At 67.6% G+C, this 24,238-nt stretch carries 20 protein-coding genes; 13 read left to right on the top strand and 7 right to left on the bottom strand.

Features of this window, described 5'->3' with window-relative positions; translation table 11 throughout:
• Window positions 1-96: 96 nt before the first annotated feature.
• From AC0QU1_RS23565 to AC0QU1_RS23545, 5 genes are all read left to right on the top strand, one after another.
• Window positions 97-621 carry a hypothetical protein gene (locus AC0QU1_RS23565; RefSeq protein WP_483572888.1) on the top strand — a complete coding sequence of 175 codons (525 nt, stop codon included), beginning with the start codon at window positions 97-99 and terminating at the stop codon, window positions 619-621.
• Window positions 622-711: 90 nt separating this feature from the next.
• Window positions 712-1,038, top strand: a complete 327-nt coding sequence (locus AC0QU1_RS23560) for a hypothetical protein (protein ID WP_483572887.1) — start codon at window positions 712-714, stop codon at window positions 1,036-1,038.
• Between the two features lie 167 nt (window positions 1,039-1,205).
• The gene (locus AC0QU1_RS23555; RefSeq protein ID WP_483572885.1) at window positions 1,206-1,496 is read left to right on the top strand and encodes a hypothetical protein; all 291 of its coding nucleotides are present in this window, start codon (window positions 1,206-1,208) and stop codon (window positions 1,494-1,496) included.
• Complete coding sequence (locus AC0QU1_RS23550; RefSeq protein WP_483572884.1) at window positions 1,493-1,843, top strand: recombinase family protein; 351 nt, start codon at window positions 1,493-1,495, stop codon at window positions 1,841-1,843. Before AC0QU1_RS23555 ends, AC0QU1_RS23550 begins: the two co-directional genes overlap by 4 nt.
• The gene (locus AC0QU1_RS23545) at window positions 1,840-2,961 is read left to right on the top strand and encodes an HAD family hydrolase (RefSeq protein WP_483572882.1); all 1,122 of its coding nucleotides are present in this window, start codon (window positions 1,840-1,842) and stop codon (window positions 2,959-2,961) included. Before AC0QU1_RS23550 ends, AC0QU1_RS23545 begins: the two co-directional genes overlap by 4 nt.
• A 126-nt stretch (window positions 2,962-3,087) precedes the next feature.
• Here AC0QU1_RS23545 and AC0QU1_RS23540 read toward each other — a convergent pair whose 3' ends face one another.
• Window positions 3,088-3,588 carry a hypothetical protein gene (locus tag AC0QU1_RS23540; RefSeq protein ID WP_483572881.1) on the bottom strand — a complete coding sequence of 167 codons (501 nt, stop codon included), beginning with the start codon at window positions 3,586-3,588 and terminating at the stop codon, window positions 3,088-3,090.
• A 214-nt stretch (window positions 3,589-3,802) separates the two neighbouring features.
• Between AC0QU1_RS23540 and fxlM the strand changes: the two genes are divergently transcribed.
• Complete coding sequence (gene fxlM / locus AC0QU1_RS23535) at window positions 3,803-5,050, top strand: methyltransferase, FxLD system (RefSeq protein ID WP_483572879.1); 1,248 nt, start codon at window positions 3,803-3,805, stop codon at window positions 5,048-5,050.
• Window positions 5,051-5,238: 188 nt separating this feature from the next.
• Window positions 5,239-6,084: a hypothetical protein gene (locus AC0QU1_RS23530; protein WP_483572878.1), complete on the top strand. Its 846-nt coding sequence runs from the start codon at window positions 5,239-5,241 to the stop codon at window positions 6,082-6,084.
• A 23-nt stretch (window positions 6,085-6,107) separates the two neighbouring features.
• Here the strand turns inward: AC0QU1_RS23530 and AC0QU1_RS23525 are convergent, their stop codons facing one another.
• The 4 genes from AC0QU1_RS23525 to AC0QU1_RS23510 form a co-directional block, all read right to left on the bottom strand.
• A complete protein-coding gene (locus AC0QU1_RS23525; RefSeq protein WP_483616325.1) occupies window positions 6,108-6,758 on the bottom strand; it encodes a hypothetical protein in 651 nt (216 codons plus the stop codon).
• A 464-nt stretch (window positions 6,759-7,222) separates the two neighbouring features.
• A complete protein-coding gene (locus tag AC0QU1_RS23520) occupies window positions 7,223-8,470 on the bottom strand; it encodes a lanthionine synthetase C family protein (RefSeq protein ID WP_483572874.1) in 1,248 nt (415 codons plus the stop codon).
• The gene (locus AC0QU1_RS23515) at window positions 8,467-8,856 is read right to left on the bottom strand and encodes a lantibiotic dehydratase C-terminal domain-containing protein (protein ID WP_483572873.1); all 390 of its coding nucleotides are present in this window, start codon (window positions 8,854-8,856) and stop codon (window positions 8,467-8,469) included. The genes AC0QU1_RS23520 and AC0QU1_RS23515 overlap by 4 nt, the downstream gene beginning before the upstream one ends.
• Complete coding sequence (locus tag AC0QU1_RS23510) at window positions 8,765-11,341, bottom strand: lantibiotic dehydratase (protein WP_483572872.1); 2,577 nt, start codon at window positions 11,339-11,341, stop codon at window positions 8,765-8,767. The genes AC0QU1_RS23515 and AC0QU1_RS23510 overlap by 92 nt, the downstream gene beginning before the upstream one ends.
• Before the next feature lie 410 nt (window positions 11,342-11,751).
• On the opposite strand from AC0QU1_RS23510, the gene AC0QU1_RS23505 reads away from it, so the two are divergent.
• The 4 genes from AC0QU1_RS23505 to mobF all read left to right on the top strand — a co-directional run bounded on the left by AC0QU1_RS23505 (window position 11,752) and on the right by mobF (window position 18,295).
• Window positions 11,752-12,573, top strand: coding sequence for an alpha/beta hydrolase (locus AC0QU1_RS23505; protein WP_483572870.1), 822 nt, complete (start codon window positions 11,752-11,754; stop codon window positions 12,571-12,573).
• A gap of 60 nt (window positions 12,574-12,633) precedes the next feature.
• A complete protein-coding gene (locus AC0QU1_RS23500) occupies window positions 12,634-13,863 on the top strand; it encodes a helix-turn-helix domain-containing protein (protein ID WP_483572869.1) in 1,230 nt (409 codons plus the stop codon).
• 110 nt (window positions 13,864-13,973) lie between these two features.
• Window positions 13,974-14,453, top strand: a complete 480-nt coding sequence (locus AC0QU1_RS23495; protein ID WP_483572867.1) for a helix-turn-helix transcriptional regulator — start codon at window positions 13,974-13,976, stop codon at window positions 14,451-14,453.
• 254 nt (window positions 14,454-14,707) lie between these two features.
• Complete coding sequence (gene mobF / locus AC0QU1_RS23490) at window positions 14,708-18,295, top strand: MobF family relaxase (protein ID WP_483572866.1); 3,588 nt, start codon at window positions 14,708-14,710, stop codon at window positions 18,293-18,295.
• Window positions 18,296-18,471: 176 nt separating this feature from the next.
• Here mobF and AC0QU1_RS23485 read toward each other — a convergent pair whose 3' ends face one another.
• Both AC0QU1_RS23485 and AC0QU1_RS23480 read right to left on the bottom strand, forming a co-directional pair.
• Window positions 18,472-19,785, bottom strand: coding sequence for a hypothetical protein (locus tag AC0QU1_RS23485; protein WP_483572865.1), 1,314 nt, complete (start codon window positions 19,783-19,785; stop codon window positions 18,472-18,474).
• Between the two features lie 67 nt (window positions 19,786-19,852).
• Complete coding sequence (locus AC0QU1_RS23480; RefSeq protein ID WP_483572863.1) at window positions 19,853-20,506, bottom strand: Rv1352/Rv1906c domain-containing protein; 654 nt, start codon at window positions 20,504-20,506, stop codon at window positions 19,853-19,855.
• A 229-nt stretch (window positions 20,507-20,735) separates the two neighbouring features.
• Between AC0QU1_RS23480 and AC0QU1_RS23475 the strand changes: the two genes are divergently transcribed.
• Together AC0QU1_RS23475 and AC0QU1_RS23470 are read left to right on the top strand one after the other, a co-directional pair.
• On the top strand, window positions 20,736-21,608 hold the full coding sequence (locus AC0QU1_RS23475; protein ID WP_483572861.1) for a hypothetical protein: 873 nt from the start codon (window positions 20,736-20,738) through the stop codon (window positions 21,606-21,608).
• Window positions 21,609-21,686: 78 nt separating this feature from the next.
• Window positions 21,687-24,212, top strand: coding sequence for a DEAD/DEAH box helicase family protein (locus AC0QU1_RS23470; protein WP_483572859.1), 2,526 nt, complete (start codon window positions 21,687-21,689; stop codon window positions 24,210-24,212).
• Window positions 24,213-24,238: the final 26 nt, after the last annotated feature.

Genomic DNA, 24,238 nt, shown 5'->3' with positions numbered 1-24,238 from the left:
CCAGCGGCGCAGCGAATTTGACCGACGCGCCAACGACTACAGGGGCAAACGTTGACTGATGCGGTACTAGATGCGGACATTGGATACCGTCAGTCCATGCCCACGTCAGAGCCCCAAACCCTGTCGATCTACCTCGACCCTGCGGACGTCCTCGCTCAGGTCGGCCTCGGTTCGCTACGGGAAGAGGACCAGGCGGCGTTCGGAAGTGTTGCCGCCCGAATGGCCTATGTCGGCCGTCGCGACCTCGAAGAGGAAGCGGAATCGATGTACTCACTGGTCGGTCGACTCTACGAGCAGGACCTGACCGAATACTTCGACGCGTTCGCTCTGACGATGCGAGCCCTCGTTGCGGAGCGGGATGACATCGAGCAGGTCGACGTCATTCGAGACACGCATGGGCGCGGGATAAGAGAGCATGGGCCGCTGGCCACAGAACTCTACGAACTTGCAGTCTCTCGCACGGCGTTCACTGCGACCGGGCAGCCACCGGATCTCACCGTGAGCGCCGCGGACGAAGCTCGGGCGATCGGTTCCACCTACGCGGCACGCGCCTATGCGATCGCCACCGCGGACGCCGAGACTGACGCTGGATCGGACCCGGAGTCGGACTCACAGCCCTGAACCAGGACACGGTCGCGGGTGCGCACACAGGCCTGCGAGCGAAGACGCTCACCAGCGCTCATCTGCCCAGCCCCCAAGGAGGAGGCCTCGATGGAAGCCCGTCCGCAGATTGTGTGCCTGTGCGGCTCGACTCGGTTCGCTGAGGAGTTCCGCGCGGTGAATCGTGACCTGACCCTCGCCGGGGCAATCGTCGTCGCGCCCGGTGTCTTCGAGCACGCTGGCGACCAGATCACCAACGAGCAGAAGGCTGCGCTCGGTGCGCTGCATTTCGCGAAGATCGACCTCGCCGACCGCGTCATGGTGGTCAACCCGGGCGGGTACATCGGGGAGTCCACGCGACGCGAGATCCGCTACGCACACCAGGCCGGAAAACCGGTAGAGTACACCGACGCCCTCGACAGCGTCGTCAACCCCTGACCACGCTCATCCGCGCAGAGCCCGTTCTGCGTTCCGTATCAGTGCGACAAGAGTGCGTCACCACCGCGTCCCTCGTGCGCTACAGATGAGTTGGTGTTCCGGGTTCGATGGGAAAGGTACGAGAGCCCGCGTTCCAGTGGGCTCGCCCCGGACCCGGAGCGTGAACCATGCAGGCCCAGACCAGACCCCCAGCAGGCGAGTCGTTGCACGGCATGTTCGTCGCCCTCATCGAGATTCTGGAGGCGCTCGGCGAGGAGCGCGTCGCCGGTCTGACGATCCTTCGCGGCTCGGTACGGATCGAGCCGTCTCGGCTGTCCGACGGCGAGGTCATCGCCCGTGAACTCGGACCGACCGAAGGCGTCGTTCAGCGGCTGGCTACCCCCGCCGTCGCCGACTGGTCCGGGACCGTCGCGGGGCTGGAGTGCCACGTCCGCACATTGGCAGGGACCACCCGATGACCGGGCCGCGACCGGTCGCGGTGGGATACGTCGCCGCACGGACGGTCAGCGAGATAGACCGGCAACGCCGCGAAGTCACCTCCTACGCGGAGTCGGAGGGCCTTGCGCTCGCGGATGTCCTCAACGACACGCGTGACGGGCTCACGATCAGCCAGGTCACCGAAGCCGCCCGCAGTCACGGCGCGAATGTCGTTGTGGTTCCGGCCGAAGCGAGACTTGCCGAGGCCTACGCCCGACTGGCCTATGAGCTGGAGCAGCACGGCACGCGCTGCATCCTGCTGGGCGATCCGGGTCCGGCGACCCACCACCACGGACATGTCCTGGTCAGTCTCGGGGGCCGGTCGTGATCGCCGCCGGCAGCCACGCCCGGCTACTCGTCGCGCTGGACATCGACGGGACCATCATGTCGTCCGATGGCACCATCGCTACCCCTGTCCACCGTTCGATCGGGCTGGTACGCGCGGCGGGGCACCGAGTTGTGCTCGCGACAGGCCGGTCGCTGGCCGGTGTGCTGCCGGTGATCGAGCGCCTCGGCCTGACCGACGGGTACATCGTGTGCTCGAACGGAGCCCTGACGATCCGCCTGGACACGAGCGCGCCGGGCGGCTACCGGTTCGCCCGCAGCGAGCTGTTCGACGCGACCGCGGTGATCCGTCGCGTCCTGGAACTGGAGCCCGCAGCACGGGTCGCGGTCGAGGAGCCGGGTTGGGGCTGGCGGGTAAACACGCTGTTCGAGCCGGGGCAGGTCAACGGTGAACAGAAGACCGCATCAGTCGCGGACCTGTGCTCCAGCCCCGCGACACGCGTGGCGTTGGCCGCGCCAGGGCTGGGAGGGCACCTGGATGCGCTGCGGGAAACCGGGGTCACGGTGACTTCGGCAGGGGAGTTGTGGCTGGACGTGACCGGGCCGGAAGTCACGAAGGCGAGTGCGCTCGAAGCCCTACGGGAGAAGCTCGACATCCCGCCGGAGGCGACGGTCGCGCTCGGCGATTCTGAGAACGACCTCGACGCCCTCGTCTGGGCGGGGCGGGGGATCAGCATGGGTCACGCACCGTCGACAGTGCGTGCCGCTGCCGACGAGGTCACCGGCACCATCGACGAGCACGGTGCGGCGACGGCACTCAACTCGCTGCTCCCCGACATCGACACGACGCCCCTGCCCGACCTGGCCGCCCAGCTTGCCGTCGCAGTCGACTCGGCACCGGGCGTGGCCAAACTTCGGGTCTGGCACGGGCCCGGGGCTGATCTCGCGGGAGCTGAGATCCATTCCGCCGTCGCGCGAGCCTGGGTGCGCCACGCCCCGATTCCCGCCACCGACGGCGGCACGATGCAAACCATCACCGACGCCGCCGATCAGGCCGGGCTCATGTACCCAACCACGGACCTGGGCCTTCGTGCTCGATGGACCAAGACCGAGCCCGACGACGGCCCGACCCTCTACGAGCTGCCCATCTGGCAGCGATGAACTCACGTCCGGCTGCCCCGATCCGGACGTGAGCCCGCCCCCGCCCGGCGGGAACCGCTGGCCGGGACCGCTCCCGGACGGTCCCGGCCAGTGCCACGCGCAGGGACCATCAGTGCGCGGCGCAGCTCAAGTCCCATCGTGTGAATCGTCTGCGAGCATGGCTCTGCACGCGGCGCGATACGCAGCAAGAGCGGACCGGTACTGACCCCACCCGCCCTCCTCCCCAAAGAAAGTGGCGACGATCGCGCTGCGTAGGTTGTCCGCCGCGAGCACCACCTCTGGCGTCGCGAGCAAGACGACCCGTGTGTGGGCTGAATTGAGTTCAGGGAACCGGTAGTCGGTGAAGATCTCCCCAGGGCTAACGTGACCGGTTTGTGGATCCATCTCGGTGTCTTGGATTCCCGACGCCAAGCGCGTGGCGACGTCGTCGAGTTCGATGACAGCGTCCCTGCGGTCCTCGTATCGACGCTCTTTTGCTTCGAAGCGAAGCCGCGCTCGTCCTTCACGCAACTGCCGCTCCGCAACTCGGCTTGCCTGGCGGTTCGCCAACCAGAGCGTGAGCGTCGAGCCGGCCACCGTGACGAGCGCCGCCGTCCCAGGGGTACTGAGCAGGGCAGTGAGATCCACGGCTCTGAGGCTAACCCGGTCGAGACCACGCTTGGGCTGCATCTGGCAGAGCATCTTCGAGCCGCGGCTGATTTGGTGAATCGTGAGGTCAGGTGGTCGGACGTTCTCGGTGTGTGCTGCACGGCTCGGCGTCGGTCGTCGCATCTTCGTAGCATCTGCGCGCCCGTACCTCCGAGGCCAAGACGCGCATCGCTCTGGGCCATAACCTCGACGCGTGGATGAGACACGCGAGGACGAGGTGACGTTGCGGTCCGGGATGCTGGACCGAATGACAGCCATGTGGAACCGCCCGCTGGCCGAAGATGTAGCTGACGCCATGACGGTGGTGCCCCGGCACCTGTTTGTGCCGGGCGTGTCGCTCTCGGAGGCGTACGGGTCCGGCGCCGTGGTTACCCACTGGGACGAGCAGGGTGTGCCGACGAGCTCGGCGTCGGCGCCTGGCACGGTCGCGGGAATGCTGGAGCAGGCGGAGGTCCGACCGGGGCAGCGGGTACTGGAGGTCGGCGCGGGGACCGGGTACAACGCCGCCCTCTTGGCCCATCTGGTCGGTCCTTCGGGTTCGGTGACCACGATCGAGTACGACGCTGACGTCGCCGATGCGGCGCGGGACCACCTGGCCGCCTATGGCGCGGACCGAGTGCGGGTCGTGACCGGTGACGGCACCCTGGGTGCGGCCGAGGACGGTCCGTTCGACCGGATCCTGGCGACGGCTGGGGCGTGGGACGTGGCGCCGGCCTGGGTTGAGCAGCTCGCTCCTGATGGCCGGGTGGTGCTGCCGCTGCGTCTGCGCGGTCTGACCCGGGTGGTCGCGTTCGAGCGCACCGGGACGGGGCTGCGGAGCGTTTCGGTGGTCGAGGACGGCTTCATCCCGATGAAGGGCATCGGCGCGATGCCGGAGAAGAACGTCCCGATCGGTTCGGGCCCAGACCTGACGCTGCGGATCGACGACGCACAGCCGGTGGAGCCAGCGCTCCTGGAGGCCCTGGACGGCGAGCCGATGCTGGAGTGGACGGACGTCGTCGCGCCGTGGGCGTGGACGCCGGAGCAGGACTTCTGGCTCGCGACGCTTCCGGGATTCTGTCGGGTGTTCGTCAACGCGGAGGCCGTGGCGGCAGGACGGATTCCCCGCGCGAAGGACCCGTGGGGCGCGTGGGGTGTCTACTCGGGCGGCTCGCTGGCATACATGGTCGCGCGGCAGACCGGCGGTACCGATGAGATGCCAATGCTGCAGGTCGGTGCGTGTGGTTTCGGGCCCGACGGGGCCGAACTCGCGCGGCAGCTCACCGGCCGGGTCCAGACCTGGCAGGAGCAGACGGCGGCCGGGGTCGAGGTGACGATCGAGGCACGCCCGCCCGCCTCGGCGCCTCTGCACGGAGAGAACGGCGCCCTGTTGGTCGTCGACAAGGTGGACCACGTGTTCGTCGTGACCGCGGTCCGGGCCGCGACGTCCATCGAGGCCTAGCACGGTGTGGAGGTCACGACGCGGAGAAGACCTCGACAGCGCCGGACCCTATCGCCCACCCATGACGCGGTTCCTCTGGCGCGCCCGACACCCGAGAGCTGCACTGGTTCGAGCTTGTCGAACGTGGCTTCTACCGGTTCGCGGGCGCGCCTCTCCGGCAGCCAGGCTGTTGGAACGAGAATCGGACCATGGAACCTGGCGACGTCTGGGCCTACCGTGCTCGGAGCATCGATGCCCTCGCTCCCGTGCGCGTCGTGCGACTGGGGAAGAAAAAGCCCGCTCGTGTGCTCGTGCGCTGGGAGGACATGGACGAAGAAGGCCGAGAGGAGTGGGTTCCTCCGGCCAGGCTCAAAGTCCTGTGGGAGCGAGTGGACGAGTTCCGTGCGCAGGAAGCGCGCTGGGCGGCCATCTATGCGGAAGGGCCTGGCGGTGATACTGCCGAGGCGTACGCCGCGAACGAGGTCATCAGCCTTTACCTTGACCACGACATCGCGTCAATCTCGTCGAGCTCCACGTCGTATCTGATGATCCGTGAGGTGGCTGCGCTGGCTGAGCGCACCGGCCTACCGGTCAACGTTCTCGACCACCCTCTCGCCTTCGACGCCGACGGCGGATACGTCGTCCCGTGGCCGGTCACCAAGCTCGTTGCACGAAGCATCGCGGAAAGACACGCGGACATGATCCTGGCCGAGGTGGACAAGGAAGAACGCGAGGCGCAGCGCGCCATGATCCACGGAGGCTCCTATGAGCGGTCTCGAGGCAACTGGCGCGCCACCGAGGCAGAGTGGGAGATCGAGAAGGACGCCATGGAGTGGGCACGCCCGCGGCGCGAGGTCTTGCGTGCATGGTGCGGTGAACATGCCAAGCGATGGGACGAACTGGCCGAACTCCGCAAGGAGATCAAGCGGGTGGGTGATATCGCTGAGCGAGCCATCGATGCCCTGCGAGCTACAGGTGCTGAACGGCCTGCGGACGACCTCATGATCGCGCTCGGCAAGACCGTCGAGATGCTCCGCACCGACTCCCGAACCTGACCGAGCCGCGGCGCCGATCGGGTTTACGACATCGACTCAAGGGCCTCCAGGAGCCGTGGCAGCCTGCTCTCCAGCGTCCAACGCGAAGTGTCGCCCCATCGACGCGGTTGGTACCAGCCTGACCGGAGAACCACCTCAATGCGCCCATTCCCTTCCAGTACCACCACCGGGCTGACGCGCTGCCACGAGTACAGGCGTGCGGCGATCTCCTCTTCGGGGTAGTGGAAGGTCCTGCTCTTCTGCTCCTGGAGGCGCAGATCGTGAGTGCGTCGACCGATCGTCAGGCTGATGCCGGAATCATCCGGGCGAGGCCGGACTTCATGCCCGCGGCGCGCACACTCTCCTGCCATGGCTTGAAGTATTCGAAGTGCCCGCTCAAGGTGAGCGTCACCGACATCAAGGCGGCCCACCTGCTCCACGAACGGACGAACCACTGGATTACGTGGATCCACGGCGTCCGGGATGGAGATCGGTGCGAGCGCCGGCCTGTCGGGCGGCACGTCAACGAGTTCGATGACGAGGTCGCCGCGGTCACGTCCGCGGTGCGTCACCCGCTTACCCGAGGGCACTCGGTCACGCGGCATTGCGGCAAGCGCCCGCCGGTAGGCCGCACGGAGTTCTGGCTTCGGGTCCGGAACGCGAAGTGATCCGCCGGCATCGACCAGGTCGCGCAACAATGCATCACCCGCGATAACCGGCCTTTGGCGCTGCGGCCGCCGCCCAGCGTTCGCAGGACTCTTCTTCGTCGCGGTCGTTGCGGTGTCGGCCGGACGATCGAGAGCCTCGCGTCCAGCCTGAGTTGCGTGTGCCGTCCACGAAGGGCCATGTCCACGGACCACCACCAGCCCTCGCGCATGCAGTGCGCGCGCTGTCTGGCGATGAGCGTAGTCGGGCCACTCCCGCTCCGGGCAGCCCGCGACGATCCATCTCAAGACCTCACGCTGGCGTTCGCTGAGCCGGCCCACAGACCCTGTCTACCAGGTGAAGCGGCTGCCGACCGCCCGGGAACCAAGCGGCCCGTCCAGCGCATCAGCGCATGCCAGCGTCGCGGAAGCTTTGGGTGTCGCCGCGTCCACGCACGTTGGTCGATGAGGGCCACGACCGACGTACGCGAGCACCGGCGGGCGTCGGCCAGCGTTCAAGCAGTGAGGAGCAGGGCATCCCAGGGCGTGGTGACCGAGCGTTTGGGAAGCCCGGCGAGTTCGCTGAGGGCGAGAGCGACGCCTGCTGCACCGGTAAGGAATCCAGGGTTGTCGTGGCTGACTCCGTGTTCGACGTGCCCCACGAAGAACGGTCGGTCGCGGTCCACTGACTGCGCGATGCCAGCTGCCGCGCGCTCGGCAACATCGTGGTCAACGCCGGTCGTGCAGCATAGGACGCCGGCGTACCCGTGGCAGAGTGTCGGTCCTTCGGCGTCCCAGGCGACGTGGTGGGCGCCAAGACTCGCGAGGTCCGCACGGGCTGCGGCGGCCAGGGCGCCGTCGTTGAGCGCGTGCGCCGCGTGCAGCAGGCTGCGAGCGATTCCGGGCACGCCGTAGCACCACGCGACGCGTCGTCCGTGCCGGGTGGGGGAACCGTCGGCGAGCTCTTGTCCTGTGGCGTGGTTGGGCCAGCCCTGATCGTCGACCCGCCAGCGTTCGAGCCACCGGGCAGCGTCCCGGATCGCGGTCGCTTGTCCGGCGACGGTGTGCCCGGTGGCGTGCGCCAGCGCCAGGAAGGCGAGAGGGCCGGCGACGCCGTGGGCGAGACCTGTGTCTGCTGCCCCGGTTCGGTCGAGGCGGGCGGCGACAACCGCCGGGTGCTGTTCGGTCGGAACCCACCATCCGGGCAGGGGCCTTCCGTGGTCGGTCAGCATCGTGGTCATCGCCGTCAGCGCGGCGACCAGCCCCGGCTCCGCGGAAGTGTGGCCGTCGGCCAGGGCGGCGAGCAGGATGCGGCCGATGCCTGCCAGGCCGGAGACCGTGTCGTAGATGTGCCATGACGTGCCGGACGCGCCGGTGCGGGTCGCCTCGGCGTAGTGGGTGGCTATGTCGACGGCGCGAGCGGAGAGCCAGCGGACCGACCGGGACGTCGCCGTCGCCGTGGCCTCGGTGTCGGGCAGATAGGCGGAGCCGAGAACCAGCGAAGCCGACAGCCCTCCGATGGCCCCGTAGATCCCAGGCCCCTGGACTTGGGAGGTGGCGGCATGTGATGCGGCAGCGTCCCAGTGCGCGCTGGCAGCGGCGGCGAAGACCGGGTCGACGGCGGACAAGCGCGCATGCAGCAGCGCAGTTCCCGGCAGCCCGTCGGCGAGCGTCGCGATCCCGTACGACGGGGCGGCCGCTACGACGCGTTCCGGGTCCAGCAGGCGCTCAGCCAGTGCTATGGCGGCCTCGCCGGCGTTCATCGACGCCCCCGCGCGAGAAGTTCCGCCGCCAGTGCACGAGCGACATGTTCGTGGTCCCGGTCGAGGCCCAGCCGGTTGGCGTGCATGTGGATCATCGAAGAGGCGCAGTCGGCACGTCGATCGGCCGACACCGCGTCGCGGTAGGCGGCGAGTGCTTCGCTGCGCCGGTCCCACCGCTCCCGGGTCGGGGAGGTGAGCAGCGCGGCTGGACGAGACGTTGCCGTTGCGCGCAGCTCATTGACCTGTCGTCGTCGGGCGCGGTCCAGCCGGGGACGCCCGACGGCAGCGGCCGCGTCATCGGTGAGCCCGCGCGCGATCTCGACGGCCGAGAGCGCGGCGAGCAGGAGCCGGGCATCGTCCTTGGGCGACTCCGTCAGGAGGCTCAAACGCAAGGTCGCTGTCGGCGTCGAAGAGTTGCTCGGCGGCGTCGATCGCGTCGGGGCCGCCGTAGCGGTCGATCTCCGGTTCGTACGACTCGACGACCATACGCCCGACCAGGCCGTGGCCCGTCCAGGTGGCGTACCGCTCGGACACGGCGCGCAGTACTACCGTGCTCAAGATTGAGGGTTCGCCCCCGAACCGGACGCGAAGGTGCGGCCCATGGGCCGAGTTGTCATAGCGGAGCCAGAACCAGTGGTCGATATCGGCGCGCACCGCGGTGGCGAGATCGCCGATCTGCGCGAGCAGGTCGTCGTGATGAGCCCGCGGTGAAGGGATGGTCAGGGAGAGCCACCGCCCGCCAGGCAGGTGGATGACAGATGGCGTCGAGGCCGCCGGGCGGTCGTCGTCCGCGACGGGGCGCGGCCGGTGTCCCTGGAGCGGGACGACGAGCTCGAGGACGTGCCGGCCGTTCGGGCCGTCCGCGACGGCCTGGACCGCGTCCGGTCCACCGGGCGGAGCAGTCACCGCGTCGGCGCCACGGCGGACGTACCGGCGCAGCAGCTCTCGGTCGCGCGGGTCGTCCAGGTCGAGCGCGAGCCGCTGGTCGGCGTCCTGTGCGATCACCATCCGCGGCACCTCGGGCACGGTGGCCGTACGCCATAGGGCAAGTTCGGTGTCCCATGTGTGCTGGTCGGCGAGGGCGGTCACGAGTGCGTGGGGGAGGCGCCACCGGGCTGGTGACAGGATGGTGCGCCGCCACCGGACCTGGGGAAGGAACGGGGCGTCAGACAGTGGTCCCCACGTCCATGCATGCCACGGCTGTGTACCGGCGTTGGCGAGATCCTGAAGTACGCGGACAGCCGGCGTGACGTACGCGGGCCCGATCCGGGAGAAGAGGACGGGAGAGATCTCTCGGCCGACGCTCCGGGACCACAGCGTGAGGCGGCGCCCATCGGAGGCCAGGTCAAGGTCGGACAGCGTCAGGTCGCCTGGGCCGGGGACCGTGCCGACGCAGATCCGTTGTGGTGCGAATCCGGACGGCAGTGCCACGGTCGTCAGCGCCGCCAGACGTGGACGCACCACCACCTCGGCGCGGAGCGGCGCCCCAGGATCGACGACAGGGCCGACGAGGTCGAGGAGCGATGAGAACCGACCGATAGTCGATCCCGCATCCTGGGTGCTGCCCAGGAACGCCGCCAGCAAGTATCGGCCTGCCGCGAGGTCGTCGACCGACCCGGCCAGGACGCGCGTGTAGAGCTCGCCGCTGGTCGGCGGCAGGCTCTCGCCCGCTACGCGAAGCGCGGCGATCGTCGCCTCGTCAAGCGCGACCTCGGTGCTGTGCCGGGCGGCGGCGTCAGCGATCAGGCCGGCCAGGACTCGTCCGCGCGCACGGTCCTCGGCAGGTTCGGGGCGTTCGTCGTCCGGGCTGCCGAGGCCGGTCACCGGGTCGACGACAGCCAGCAGTGATATCCGACGTCGAACGCCGTACCGCTCGACGAACCGGGAGTGGTAGAAACCCAGGACGTCGGACGAGGGCGTGATGCTCCACAGCAGGCCGGCCGCGTCGGCGGCTTCGGTGACGAGCGAACGCGGAACCTGGATGTCGGCGTCGACCGCGACGTCGACCGTGATCGGGCTCTCGTGAGGCGAGAGACGGTCGCAGATCGTGCGGGCCTCGGACAGAGCAGCGAGGCGTTCGTCAGTACCCGGCGGGTACTTGTCTGCCTCGGCGAGCAGGTCGCGCAACTGGACCAGCGGCCCGAGCATCTCGCGCCGTGCTGGGATCAGGGCCAGGAGGTGCTTGAGCGGGTCCTGTGCGATGTCGTCCGGCAGTAGATCGGTCAGCAGCAGTCCGGTTCGGACCAGCTTCTGCACCGTCGCTCGTATGGTCTCGGCCGGAACGTTCGGCCACCGGGTCTGGATGGTGGCGCTGACCTGGGCCAGGCGGGCAGGGGTGCGGCACGTCTCCAGGATCAGCTCGACCGCTGGTGTTGCGCGCAGCGTGATCCGCTCGGGCTTCTGCGATCCCGTGGCCCATTCGTGCTCGTACCGGTCGCCGCGACGTGCTGCGAGGTCGTTGGATGCCAGTCGCACTGCGTCGAGCACCTCGGGGACGTCGAGGAGCTGGTCGGCGACATCGCTCAGCCAGGCAGCCGACGGCGCGCTCCGGGCACGGTGATTCTTCCCGACCCTGAACAGGGCATCTTTGGCGGTCGCCTGGGCGACTTGGACGCCGGCGAACGCACCCCGCGGCGTCGCCCGCGTACGAGCACGACGCTCGTAGGCGTGCACTGTGGTCGCGAGTCGCTCGTCGGCGTCCAGGTCGCGGTCGGTGATGGTGGCGAAGGAGCGCGAGGCGAAGCGCACCGCCTCGAGGAACGAGCCCGAGAGCGACGGCGTCGCGTGACTTCTGGGCTCGTGCGGAAGTAGCGGCGTCCGTGCCAGGAGCGGGAACCCCGGGTGTGGGATGAACGTTCGCTCGCGCGCCATCGCCACCGTCCCCTACTTCCCGCAGTTGCAGTTGCTGCAGCTGCACGTAGCCGTGCAGCCGACACTCGGACAACTCGCTGAGCAGCCGTCGTTCGTGTGGTTGGTGCAGGCCATCGGGACGGCCAGGGTGCGGACATCCAGGTCGAACAGATCGGCCGTCAGCCGGTCCAGGTCGCTCTCGGTGCGGTCCAGGACCGCCGTCGGTTCTGCCATGGGAGTGCCTCTCGATGAGGTGAATAGTTGTCGTCTCTCATCGAAGCCACAGGTCAACGGGCAGAACAGAGCACGGCTGCTGCACCCCTGTCGCATCTGCGTAGCGCGATAGAGATCGGTGGCGGATCGTGGCCCTTGACCGGCGAGCTGTGGGGCACACTGAGCAGGTCAGCACCCGGTTCGATCAGGAGAACGTGATGCCCACGGAGTCTCGTGTCGAGTTCCGCTCGCTCGACGGCCTGCGCTTGGTCGGTGACGTCGTCGTGCCCGCCACCACACCGGACGTGGGTGTCCTTCTGGTGCACGGACGGGGTGTGACCCGCCACGAGGCCGGCTTTTTCGACCGAATCGCGGAAGGCCTCGCGGTGGCAGGGATCGCCTCGTTCCGGTTCGACCTGCGTGGGCACGGGGAGTCGGAGGGTACGCAGGAGGATGTGACGCTCGCGGGCCTGCTCAATGACGTCCGGGCCGGGTTCGAGGTGCTGCGTGCCGAGACGGGTGTGGCGACGACGTCGCTGGTGGGTCAGTCGTTCGCCGGCGGGGTGTGCGCGTACTACGCGGCCAAACGCCCGGAGGAAGTCGAGCGGCTGGTGATGTTGTGCCCGCGGATCGACTACAAGGCGCGCACGATCGACGGCCGGCCGTACTGGGTGGACGACCATCTGGACGAGGAGCACGCCGACCTGTTGACCCGGGACGGGTTCCTGCAGTACTCGACCTCGTTTCGGCACGGGCGCGCCTTCCTCAACGAGGTCTTCTGGCTCCAACCGCACACCGCTCTCGGTGACGTCGCTGCCCCGACCCTGCTGGTCCACGGGGACGCCGACACGCAGGTCCCGATCGGACCGTCCTACGACGCGATCAAGGAGCTCAACGAGCAGTCTCGGCTCATGGTCGTCGAAGGTGCTGGCCACGGCTTCGCCGTCGCGGACGACAAGGCTTACCAGCAGCCGCAGACCCGCGCCTGGCAGTCCGAGGTCATCGAGGCGATCACCGACTGGGTGTCCGCAGGGCGCTGACTGGTGGTATCTCGCGCCGGTACCCTGACGCGAGGTGCCTGTTGGCGAGGGGAGGTCAGGATGACCGGCAGCGGCGAAGAGACCGTCGGGTCGCGCATCGCGACCTATCGCAAACTCGCGGGCTACACCCAGCGCGAGTTCGCGGACCACGCCCACCTCTCGCTCGGCGCGATCCGCAAGGTCGAGCAAGGCGAACGCCTGCCGACCTACGGCTTCCTCAACACCGCCGCCCGCACGCTCGCGGTCAGTGTCGAGGAACTCACCGGTCAGCCCTACCGCGGCCGGGAACGAGCCGATGCCCGCGTCCACGCGCCGATCGCCGCCATCCGCGGGATCGCTCGGGCCTACGACCTCCCGCCGGAATGGCGCCCCGTCCCGCGATCTCTCGACGCCATCGCCCGGGACGTCGACCAGGCCACGAACTACCGCGCTGCCGCGCGGTACACCGCGTTGGGGGAGATGCTCCCTGCACTCCTCGAAGAACTCACCGCGTGCGTGCACCACCTGGACGGCAAGGCCCGCCGTCGCGCGGCCCGCCTTCTCGCTTCCTGCTACTACATGGCCTACTGCCTCGCCTCGCGCCTCGGCTACGTCGACCTGGCCTCGATCCTGGAAGAACGGTTGCAGTGGGCGTCGTCGCTGGCCGACGACCCCCTGTCGATCGGCCTGTCGCAGTGGACCCGCGCCAACGGGTTCCAGGTCGCCAAGGACTACGACACCGGGCTGCGACTGCTGGAGCTCTCCTACGACCAGCTCCAGGACGCCGTCGGCGCCGACCCGTCCGGCGCTGCGGTCACGTTGCTGGGCAGCATCCGGCTCCGGCAGGTTACGCAGGCCTCCCGTGCTCGTGACGAAGACGCCACGGCGCACTACCTGGAGGAGGCGCGGCGCTTGACCGAGTACGTGCCCGACGGCGTCGACCGCATCCACTACCACCTGACGTTCGGGCCCGTGAACACCGCCGTCCATGACATCGCCGCGCAGATCGAGCTCAAGCACCCTGACGTCGCCGCCGAACGGGCCCGCGAACTCCATCTGCCCGGCTCGATGCCACGCACCCGTCGTGGCCACCACCTCATCGACGCCGCGCGCGCCTTTATCGCCGTCGGCGAGCGCGACGCCGCGTTGGCTGCACTGCAACAAGCCCGTACCGTCGCGCCACAGCAGACGCGGTACCACCCGATGGCGCGGGAGGCCGTCCGCGTCCTGGCGGGTCAGCACCGCAAGGCAGGCGAAGAGGTGCGCGCCCTGGCGGCATGGATGGGGTCGGCTACCCCCGAGTCCGCCTGACGTCCTTCGTCAACCATTGCCGTGGACGGTGGTACCCCACCGTGGGGTACCTCAAGCCTTGCGACTCCCGGAGTCTGGTTCTGTCGGGAACCATCCATCGAGGGGGACGCATGGCAACCCAAGCAGTGACTCTCCAGAAGCGCGACATCCAGCGCTTCCTCCACGCTGCCGGTGACACGCAGGCGCTCGAACAACTCGCCACGGGAGACGACCGCGCGGCCGTGATCGTGGTCGTGCTCGCGAATACCGAACACGAATCTTCAACCGCCGACGAACCGACTCGCCTCGCCTCAGTCGATCAAGTGGAGAGCCCGGCGGTCAGACCACGGCGCGGTGCACTCGCCCGCCGCAGGCGGGAGGTCTGCAAGACGCAAGAAGGCCTCGCCGCGGAAGTCGGCGTCCAGCGGTCAACGGTCGCTCGGTGGGAGTCCGGCGATACGATGCCGTCGCTCTGGGCCCGGCCACGGATCGCGAACGCGCTCGGGGTGACACTCGACCTGCTTGACGACCTGCTCGGAGCAAGGCCGGAAGCCACGAACGCATCCTCGCCCGAGACGGTGACCGTGCCGAAGCCGCCCGTCGTCGCATAGCAACGCCGGAACGCTAAGCGACCTGCACGAGCGGTGGGGGACATGGGCGGGTGGCGTCGTGAGGGGGACCCACGCCCGCGTCTCCAGCCCGCGCCAGACACGTTACGCAGCATGACAGGACGCACAAGCCACACGCCACAATCCGAGCAAGCCAAGTTCGGCCATAAGGCACATATACAGCGGAAAACGCATAACAGGCAGAACATCTAGAAACCAAGGTCCCGCAGATCCGCCCCGAGATCGGGTCACGCCTCTTGCAGGTCGAGGCACCTAGAGCAGCTGTCGGTCTTGGTGCGGCCCGGCCACCTCCTGCTGTAGGAGGTGTGCGGCGTATGGCTGTGACGATCGCGAAGATGTCGGCCGGGGACGGGTACTCGTACTTCATGAAGTCGGTCGCGGCCGGGGATGGGGACCGCTCGATGGGTACCCCGCTGACGCGGTACTACACCGAGACCGGGACACCGCTGGGACGTTGGATGGGCGCCGGGCTCGCGAGCCTGGGCTCGGACGAACTGGGCCGCCTGCTCGTCGGCGATCTGGTGACTGAGGAGCAGATGGCTCGGCTGGCGGGCAAGGGCCTGGACCCGATCACCGGGGAGCAGCTCGGCCGGGCCTATCCGGTGTATGGGAAGGGTAACGGTGGCAAGTCTCGGAAGGCGGTGGCGGGGTATGACTTCACGTTCGCGCTACCGAAGGCCGCCTCGATCCTGTGGGGCGTGTCCGACGCCGGGATCCAGGAACAGATCGCGGCCGTCCACAAGGCAGCGGTGGTCAAGGTGTTCGCGTTCATGGAACGCGAGCTGGCCGCCACCCGGACCGGCGTCGCCGTGGCCGGCAACGCGACGAGCGAGGCGGGGGAGGGCGGCGCTGTCGCGCAGGTCGGTGTCACCGGTTTGATCGCGATGTTCTTCGATCACTGGGACTCGCGGGCCAATGACCCGCACCTGCACACCCACGTCGTGGTCTCCACGAAGGTCAAGACGCTGCTGGACGGGAAATGGCGGTCCCTGGACGGGCGCGGGTTGTATGCCGCGTCGGTCGCGATGTCGGAGCTGCACGAAGCGATCGTGATGGACGACCTGACCCGTGTCCTGGGCGTCGGTTGGGAGCTGCGGGCCAGGGCCGGTCAGGGCCGTAACCCGGGCTGGTCGATCACGGGCGTCCCGGACGACCTGGTGGTGGCGTTCTCGCAGCGGTCCGAGGAGATCAATCCTCGGGCGGACGAGCTGATCGCACAGCACGTCGCGAAGTACGGCCGCCGGCCCGGCCGGAGCACGATCAACAAGTACCGGCAGCAGGCCAGCAAGGAGACCCGTCCGGACAAGATCCACCACTCGCTGGCCGACCTGACCGCGATGTGGCGGCGACGCACCGCCGAGATCCTGGGTCGCGACCCCGCAACGTGGGCCAGCGAACTCGTCTCGAACACACCGCCGCGGATGCTGCGGGCCGACGACATCCCGCTGGACCTCATCGACCGCCTCGCCCAGACGGTCGTGATCGCGGTCTCGGAGAAGAAGCCGGTGTGGCGGCGCTGGAACCTGTACGCCGAGGCCGCCCGGCAGACCAAGGCCCTCCGGTTCGCCACCGCCGAGGAGCGCATGGCCGTGCTCGCCGCGATCACCGATCGGGCCGAGGCTGGTTCGGTGCGGCTGACGCCACCCGACCTGGCCGCCACCCCCGCGGAGTTCCGCCGTCCGGACGGGACCAGCATCCTGCGCCCGAAAGACTCGGCCCTGTACTCCTCACAAGCCCTCCTGGACGCCGAGGCCCGCCTCCTGGACCGGGCCGGCACCCGCACCGGCCCGACGATCACTTTGGACGCGGTCGACTACGCGATCACCAAGGGCGGGCCCGGCGAGCGGGCGTGGATAGTCTCGGCCGAGCAGGCCGAAGCCATCGTCCGAGTCGCGGTCTCCGCGAGGCAGGTGGACCTGTTGGTCGGTCCGGCCGGGACGGGGAAGACCACCACGATGCACGCGCTGCGCGCGGCGTGGGAGCACGAGCACGGGGGAGGGTCGGTCGTCGGGCTTGCGCCGTCCGCGGTTGCGGCGGCGGTCCTGGCCGAGGATCTGGGTATCGGGTGTGAAAACACGGCCAAGTGGCTCTATGACCACATCCACCAGGGCGCGGCGTTCAGCGCGGGGCAGTTGGTCATCGTCGATGAAGCGACCCTTGCCGGGACGCTGACACTGGACCGGATCACAGCACACGCGGCCGAGGTGGGGGCGAAGGTGCTGCTGGTCGGTGACCCGGCCCAGCTCCAGGCGGTCGAGGCCGGCGGAGCCTTCGCCTTCCTGGCCGCCGCACGCGAGACCGAGGACGGGGCACCGGAGCTGAATGAGGTGCACCGGTTCGTCAACGCGTGGGAGAAGCACGCCTCCCTGGCCCTGCGCCACGGGCGCGACGAAGCCATTGCCGCTTACCTCGAGAACGGCCGGGTTCGCGACGGCGACGCCCAGGCCATGGTCGAGGCCGCGTATGCCGCCTGGCAGGCCGACCTCGCTGCTGGCAAGGCCTCCGTGCTCGTGGCCTCGGACGGCGAGACCGTGCGGGCCGTCAACGAACGGGCCCGCGGCGAACGACTCCGAGCAGGGGCCACCGATCCCGGCCGGGCCGTCCGCCTCGCCGACGGGCTCGACGCGTCGGCCGGGGACGTCGTCATCACCCGCCGCAACGACCGCCGGCTCCGCACACGGAACGGGTCGTGGGTGCGCAACGGTGACCGGTGGACTCTCGTGAAGGTCCGCCTGGATGGGTCGGTCGTCGTGCGGCGGCCTGAGGCCAAGTACGGCAACACGGTCGTGCTGCCTGCTGTCTACGCTACGGAGCACCTCGACCTCGGTTACGCCGTGACCACTTACCGTGCCCAGGGCCTCACCGTGGACACCGGCCACCTGATCGCCGGGCCGGGGATGACCCGGGAGAACCTGTACGTCGGCCTGACCCGCGGCCGGGAGAGCAACACCGCCTACGTCATTACTGACACGCCACTGGAGATCACCCCGGACGACCACGAGGACCCCACACCCAGGAGCATCCTGGCCGGAATCGTCCGCACGGTCGGAGCCGAAAAGGCCGCCACCCAGGTCGGCAAGGATGAAGCGGAGCGGTGGGGATCGGTCGCACAGCTCGCCGCCGAGTACGAAACGTTGGCCGGGGCTGCTCAGCGCGACCGCTGGACGAACCTGCTCCACAACAGCGGGCTCTCAGCCCAGGACGCGGATCAGGTCATCACCGCGCCCGCGTTCGGGGCCTTGACCGCCGAGCTCCGTCGAGCCGAAGCCGACGGCCACGACGTCGAACACGTGCTGCCCCAGCTTGTCACTCAGCGTGGCCTGGACGACACCGACGACCCCGCAGCCGTCCTGCACCACCGCCTCGCCACCGCCACCGCACACCCCGCCCGCCACGACGGGCTGACCATCCAACGACGTCCACCCCGCCGGATCGCCGGCCTCATCCCCGAAGCCGCCGGACCCATGACCGACGAATACCGGCTGGCGCTCGAACAGCGGGCGACGCTGATCGAGCAACGCATCACCGACCTCGTCCAACGCGCCACACGCGACCATGAACCCTGGCTCGCCGCGCTCGGCCCCGAACCCAACGACACCGGAGCCCGACACACCTGGCAGGCCGCCGCCGGCATGATCGCCGCCTACCGCGACCGCTACGGCATCACCAGCGTCGCACCGCTCGGCAACGACCCAGTTTCGACTGATGCCCAGGCTGTCGACGCCGCGCGCGCTGCTGCGGCGCTACGTCGAGCGCCACGACCCCAGATCGCGCAGGTTCGGCGGCCAGACGCTACGCGCCTCAAGCCAGGTATCGGCATGTGACATTTCGGGGGTAGGGGCCGGGCAGACCCCGAATGGGGAGGGCACTGGGTCCAGCTGTGGGGCGCGAGATTCGTCGCGACGGAGAAACTCAAGAACTGAGGCCAGGCGTGATCCTGCGTGACGCTGGGCCGGTATCGCGCAGGAAACTGGCTGCAGACCGTGACCGAACTCGTGCCTCACAGGTGCGAATCGTCGGAACGCTTCCAGTCGCTCGGCGAGTGCTCCGTTGCGGCATCCGTCCACTGCTGCGGGTCGGGTGGCCAAGAGGTCGGCGGGTCTGCGCTCTGGTAGAGAAACTTGTCACCTCGAGCGGTTCCCCCGATGCCGAGAACCCATCCGCTCGGGAGTCGTCTCCATGTGCGCCACTTCTGGTGGTCCTTGGTCGTCTCAGTGACGAACCCGTGGTCCTCAGGCAGGCCATGGCGATCCGCGCTGACCATCATGTCGGTCAGTTCGTTCCAGAACCGGTTCCAGTTGTCCTCGTAGTAGGCGGTCTGCGTCGTCCAGATCCAGTGAAGTCGCTCCTTGGTGACGTCGAACTCTCGACGGTCGAGCTGCGCGCCGTTCTCGTCGACACCGGTCACATCCGCATGTCGCTCCAGGTCCGCGAGACGTTCGTTCTCGGCTTCGGCCCGACGGCGAACATCCGCGCGGAAGTTGCGCATCCCTTGCCGAGCCGCACTGAGAGTCGCGGCCCGTGCGACGTTGTCGTATCGCCCGTTGAAGCGAGACGCGAGCTTCACGGAGAACCGCAGCCCGAGGAAGACTGCGAGACGGACGCGGAACGGTTGGGCCTCGCCGCCGAGCCGCTGAACACGCCGAAGGATCGACTCGGTAGAGGCGTAGAACGCGGCACCGTAGAAGTACGGAAACATGACCATTGGTAGCCAGACGCTCAGCCCGAGAGTCTGGGCCAGCAGCAGAACGTCGTTGGAACCGGCGTTCGTGGCGATCTGCACGGTGCTCCACGCCAACATCGCCGTTCCGATCAGGACAAGTATCACCGAGGTGAGCCGTTGAACCGCCCGATGCTCGGACCTCTGCCCGGCTGTGATAGCGAGGAGCTGAACGAACACCGCTAGTGGCTGCAAGATGAGCTCACCCCAGAGGGGAAGGGATTCGAGGTTGACGTAGAAGAGCAGGAACGCCGAGATCGAGAGTGCCTCCGCGCGGATCTTATGGAAGATCTCGGTGCCGGACTTGGCTGTGACAGTCTGGAACAGGAGTGGGAACCCGAGCGTAACGACAATGATCATCGAGTCTTTGAGGAGCCCAAGCTCCCAGAGGTGGGCCCACGTGGCGAGTGCTATCCAACCCGAAACCCATGTCAAGAACCCGGCGAAGATCACGAGGATCGGCCAGACGAATAACGCCCGGGCCACGTCCGCGACGCCGGGCGCTAGGGTTCTCCGCACCCCAGGCACCGCCACGCAGATGATCACGATGGCGCCAAGAAGGATGAGGGACGCGAGTTCCCGGTTGTTGAGCATCGTCACCCTTCTCGACTGAAGCAAACGGAGCGCGGGGGTGTTCTAGCGATCGTGCCTTCGGCCGAAATTACTTGGTCCAGTCGCCGCACCCGTTCGTTTCGAAGTCCTGTCCCTCGCTGAGGGTCACCGTCGGGATGCCGCCAGTAACGATGTCGTTCTGGATGATGTCGTCTTGGTTCGTGCCCGAGGTGTAGATCGCCCAGTAGCAGTCGTAGGGCGACTCCTTGGTCCGGTAAGTGCCTGGTTCGATGTCGACCCCGACCGTCCAGATGCCCTCGGTGATCGTGTTCGCCGCGATCTGGTCCTCGGTCTTGCTCACGGCAGCTTCTCGCTCCGCGACCTCCGCAGCCTGCTCCTCAAGGTCCGTCGCCTGCTGCGCGACCGCAGCCGCCTCGCCTTCGAGGCTGCTGACTTTCCGCTCCAGATCGTCGGACGCTGCTGAAAGCGTCTCGATCTCGCTCTCGGCATTGGCTAGGTCGCTCTGAACTGCGTCACGGTCGGCTCGAGCCTCGTAGGTCGCTGCCTTCCACGTCTCTGCAGAGTTGAAGTTTGATATCCAGAACGACACGGCGGTCAGGAGGAGCGCGATGAGCGACACGCCAACGACGAGGAAGGCGCCCGGTCGGCGTTCGACCATGGTCGTTGCACGCGCCCAAGGCGCCGCGTTGTTGCCGTCGGCCGACGGGGCGGTAGAAGGGGGCAGAGGAACTGGCTCGGTCATGGCGTCTCCACATTCGGCACAGGTGAGTCGGTGGCCGGCGGGTGCAACGTGAACCCACAGGTGGGATGAGGTTCCCGCATCGCTTGGCGGGGTTCTCCGTCAAGGGCGGGTGAACCGGGAAGATCACCCATGAGCCGGTGGGCTACACGGCCGAGATTACGAGGGCCGTTGGGCCGAGTTCACCCGGGTGCTTGCGTCACGTTTTGCCTGGTGAAGGCTCTCAATCGGTGTGAACGACATCTTTCGGGCGATCGCCGTCGGCGCTCTCGTCGCAGGCTTTGCCGCTGGCTGCGGCGCCGCGGATGGCGCAACAGCTGACCCCGTCCCGTCGGAGAAGGAGTCCTCCACTGCTCCCTCTGTTCCTGGTGCGCCTCAGATCGAGGAACCCGAGAGAACCTTCGAGGTCGATTGTGAAACCCCTGACGGCGACTACGAGGGCGTGGAAGTCACCCTGCCCGGCGAGGGGATGAGCCTTGACCTTGCCAGCATGTGGGATCGCAACTACCAGTCCTGTGACTACTACGACGGGGCCGTAGCACCGCTGACCAGCTTCGAGACTGCCGCTTACGAAGCATCCGGGTACGCGGGTGACGGCAGCGAACCTGACATCGGCGTCCTCTACATCATGTGCTTCGCAGTCGGCTCGGACGACCACTACGCGCTGTCCGACACGATCCTCTCAGCGGAGCAAGTCAAGGAACTGCGAGCCGTCATTACCCTGTGCCCGGATCACCCGCTGATGGCGAAGTGGGAGGCGACTCTGACGCGCTCTACCGGCGAAGGGCGGAAGGAAGCCCTGGCAGCCGAAGCCGCCGCGCGCCCGTGGGAGCGCTATGGGGAACTGTCGTCCTATGTCCATGCCCTGGACGAGAAGGACTACTGGCTGGCCTACGAGGCGCTCGTCTGCCCCAATGTGCGGGACAACGCGACTCTGGATGAGCGCGGCGGGCTGCGGGGCATCGTCCTTGACGACGTGTCATCTCCGAATGCAGAACCGTCCGCGATGGGTGTGTGGACGGCGTATCGCACTATCGAGACGGCATGCCCCGAGTACCTGGACAAATTCGTAGCAATGCTCGATCAATGGGACTCAAGCCACTGATGCTGTGAATCAAATTCCTCGTCAGCCTATTCGACAAAGCGCCCGCGTGATGCGCGGCCAATCATCAAGGTGGCACTGATGCCAATCCGCTGGGACGAGATCAACCCGAACAAGGGCGCGAAACTCACCCGTCCCCGAGAGATCTACGCCTCACTGCAGGGCCGCAAATGGCCGCGTCTTCGTCCAGAACAGAGCGAGGTTCTCGAAGCTTGGTATGACCGGCGTCCCGCTTCCGACCTCGTTCTCAAGCAGAACACCGGCGGCGGCAAGACACTTACCGGGCTGCTGATCGCGCAGTCGAGCCTGCATGATGGCGTGGGGCCCGCAGTGTTCCTCGTACCCGACAAGTTCCTGATCCAGCAAGTCGTGGATGAGGCGAACGACGCAAAGATCGCAGCAACGATGGATGCGAACGATGAGCGGTTCCGCTCGTCACGGGCAGTCCTAGTCACCACGTTCCACAAGCTCCTTAATGGGCGCAGCACCTTCGGCGTTCGCGGCGTGAAGAAGGTCGTCCCGCTCGGCGTCGTAGTCATCGACGACGCGCACGCAGCTCTCGCCGCGACGGCCGGGCAGTTTGCAGCGAGGGTTCCGGCGTCGTGCAATGCGTTCGACAAGTTGCTCAACCTCTTCGCCGCCGAGTTACGCGATCAGAGCCCGAAGGCATTCGCGGAGATCCAGTCTGGTGAATTCGGCGCGCCGATCCGTGTTCCCCCCAAGGCAGTCGCGGACCGCGCCGGTGAGGTCATGGAGATCGTGCGGCCACACGCGAACGACGACAACATCAAGTCCCTGTTCTATTCGTGGCCGTTTGTGGCCGACTCGCTGAAGTTCGCGACGATCACCGTGACGTCCGAGAGCGTCGAGATCAAGACCCCATGCCCGGAGGTCGCGCTGATCCCGGCCTTCCGGCAGGCGAAGCGGCGGGTATACCTGACCGCAACGCTCGAGGATGAGGGCGTGCTCGTCACCGAGCTCGACGCCGACCCCGAAGCGGTGCGCAAGCCGATCACTCCGAAGCAAGCGTCTGACCTCGGCGACCGGATCATCCTCGCGCCGCTGTCCATAAACCCTCAGCTCACCGACATTGCGATCCGAAAGCTGGCGCGCGACTTCGCCAACGGTGACCGCGGCGGCAGGACTGCTGCGAAGCCGGTCAACGTGGTGGTGCTCGTGCCCAGCGACTACGCCGCTAGGCGATGGTTGCACGTCGCGGACGAGACCCTGCACGTCACAGACATGCGCCCCGTGATCGAACGTATGAAGAACGGGGAACACGTCGGCGTCGTCGTGCTCGTCAACAAGTACGACGGGGTCGACCTGCCAGGAGACGCATGCCGCCTGTTGATCATCGACGGCATTCCCACGCCCCTGACACCGCACGAGCAGCGTGCCTCAGCGGCACTGATCGGGTCCATGTCGTTCAAAGCGCGCGAGGTGCAACGCATCGAGCAGGGCATGGGCAGGGGGATCCGCGACGTCGGCGATCACTGCGCAGTACTTCTCCTGACCAGCGACAGCGCGCTCACACTTCGCGACCCGAAACTACGGCAATTCTACTCACCCGCGACGCGCGCACAGATCGAACTCAGCCAGCAAATCGCCGAGCAGATCGAAGGCGAGGGAATCGACGTAATCTCCAATCTGCTCGACACATTCCTAGAGCGCAAGACCCAGTGGGTGAGCAAGAGCCTGGAGGCAACTGCGGATGTCACCTACGACGCCACGGGCAACGTGACCGCGCTCGCCGCCGGGCGCCGGGAGGCGTTCAACCTAGCCATGGCCGGTGACACTGACGGTGCCGTGCTCGCGTTGCGGTCCGCCATCGACACGGTCACGGACCCGCTCGTGAAGGGGTGGTGCCTGGAGGAACTGGCGACCTATGAGCATTTCGTCGACCCGACCGCAGCGCAGAAGACACTAGCCGCTGCCCGCAAGCTCAACTCGGCAGTCCTGAAGCCGGCCGTGCCGCCATCGCGCAAGAAGGTCGCTGGCCCCGCTGCGCAGGGCCAGGCGGCAGCGGCATATCTCGGTGAGCATTACAGTGACGCACGCACCATGGAACTTACGGTCGCTTCCATGTTCGACAGCATCAGCTGGGGCGTCGAGCAAGCCGCGGACCTTGCCGAGGAACAGTTCCGCCTTCTCGGCCTTCACCTCGGATTCGGATCGAGCCGGCCTGAGAAGGAAGACCGCGACGGTGGCCCAGACAACCTCTGGGCGCTGTCCAAGAAGCAGTACGCGGTCATCGAACTGAAGACGGACGTCTCGCGCAAGGACCCGGTGATCACCAAGAGCGAGGCAGAGCAACTCGTCCACTCGATGACCTGGTTCGGCAATGGCTACTCCGCGCCCTTCAAGGCGACGCCAGTAATCGTGCATCCGTTCGAGGAACTGGCTACCGACGCGCACGTACCTGCTGGCACACGGGTCATGACCAAGACGCACCTACACGATCTGCGACAGGCCGTGGAGGCGCTTGTCAAGGAGCTGACAACTTCTGAGTCGTGGTCCGACGAAGAGGCTGTGGCAGCTGCGCTGGTGCGCCACCGGCTGACCGCCGAACAGGTCATCTCTCGGCACAGCAAGATGGTCCAGCGATGACGATGGAAGGTGTTGCACCGGTAGAT

This window comes from Promicromonospora noduliphila, assembly GCF_056951025.1.
The sequence above is the reverse complement of the archived record's forward strand: the minus strand, read 5'-3'. Positions and strand labels throughout refer to the sequence as shown.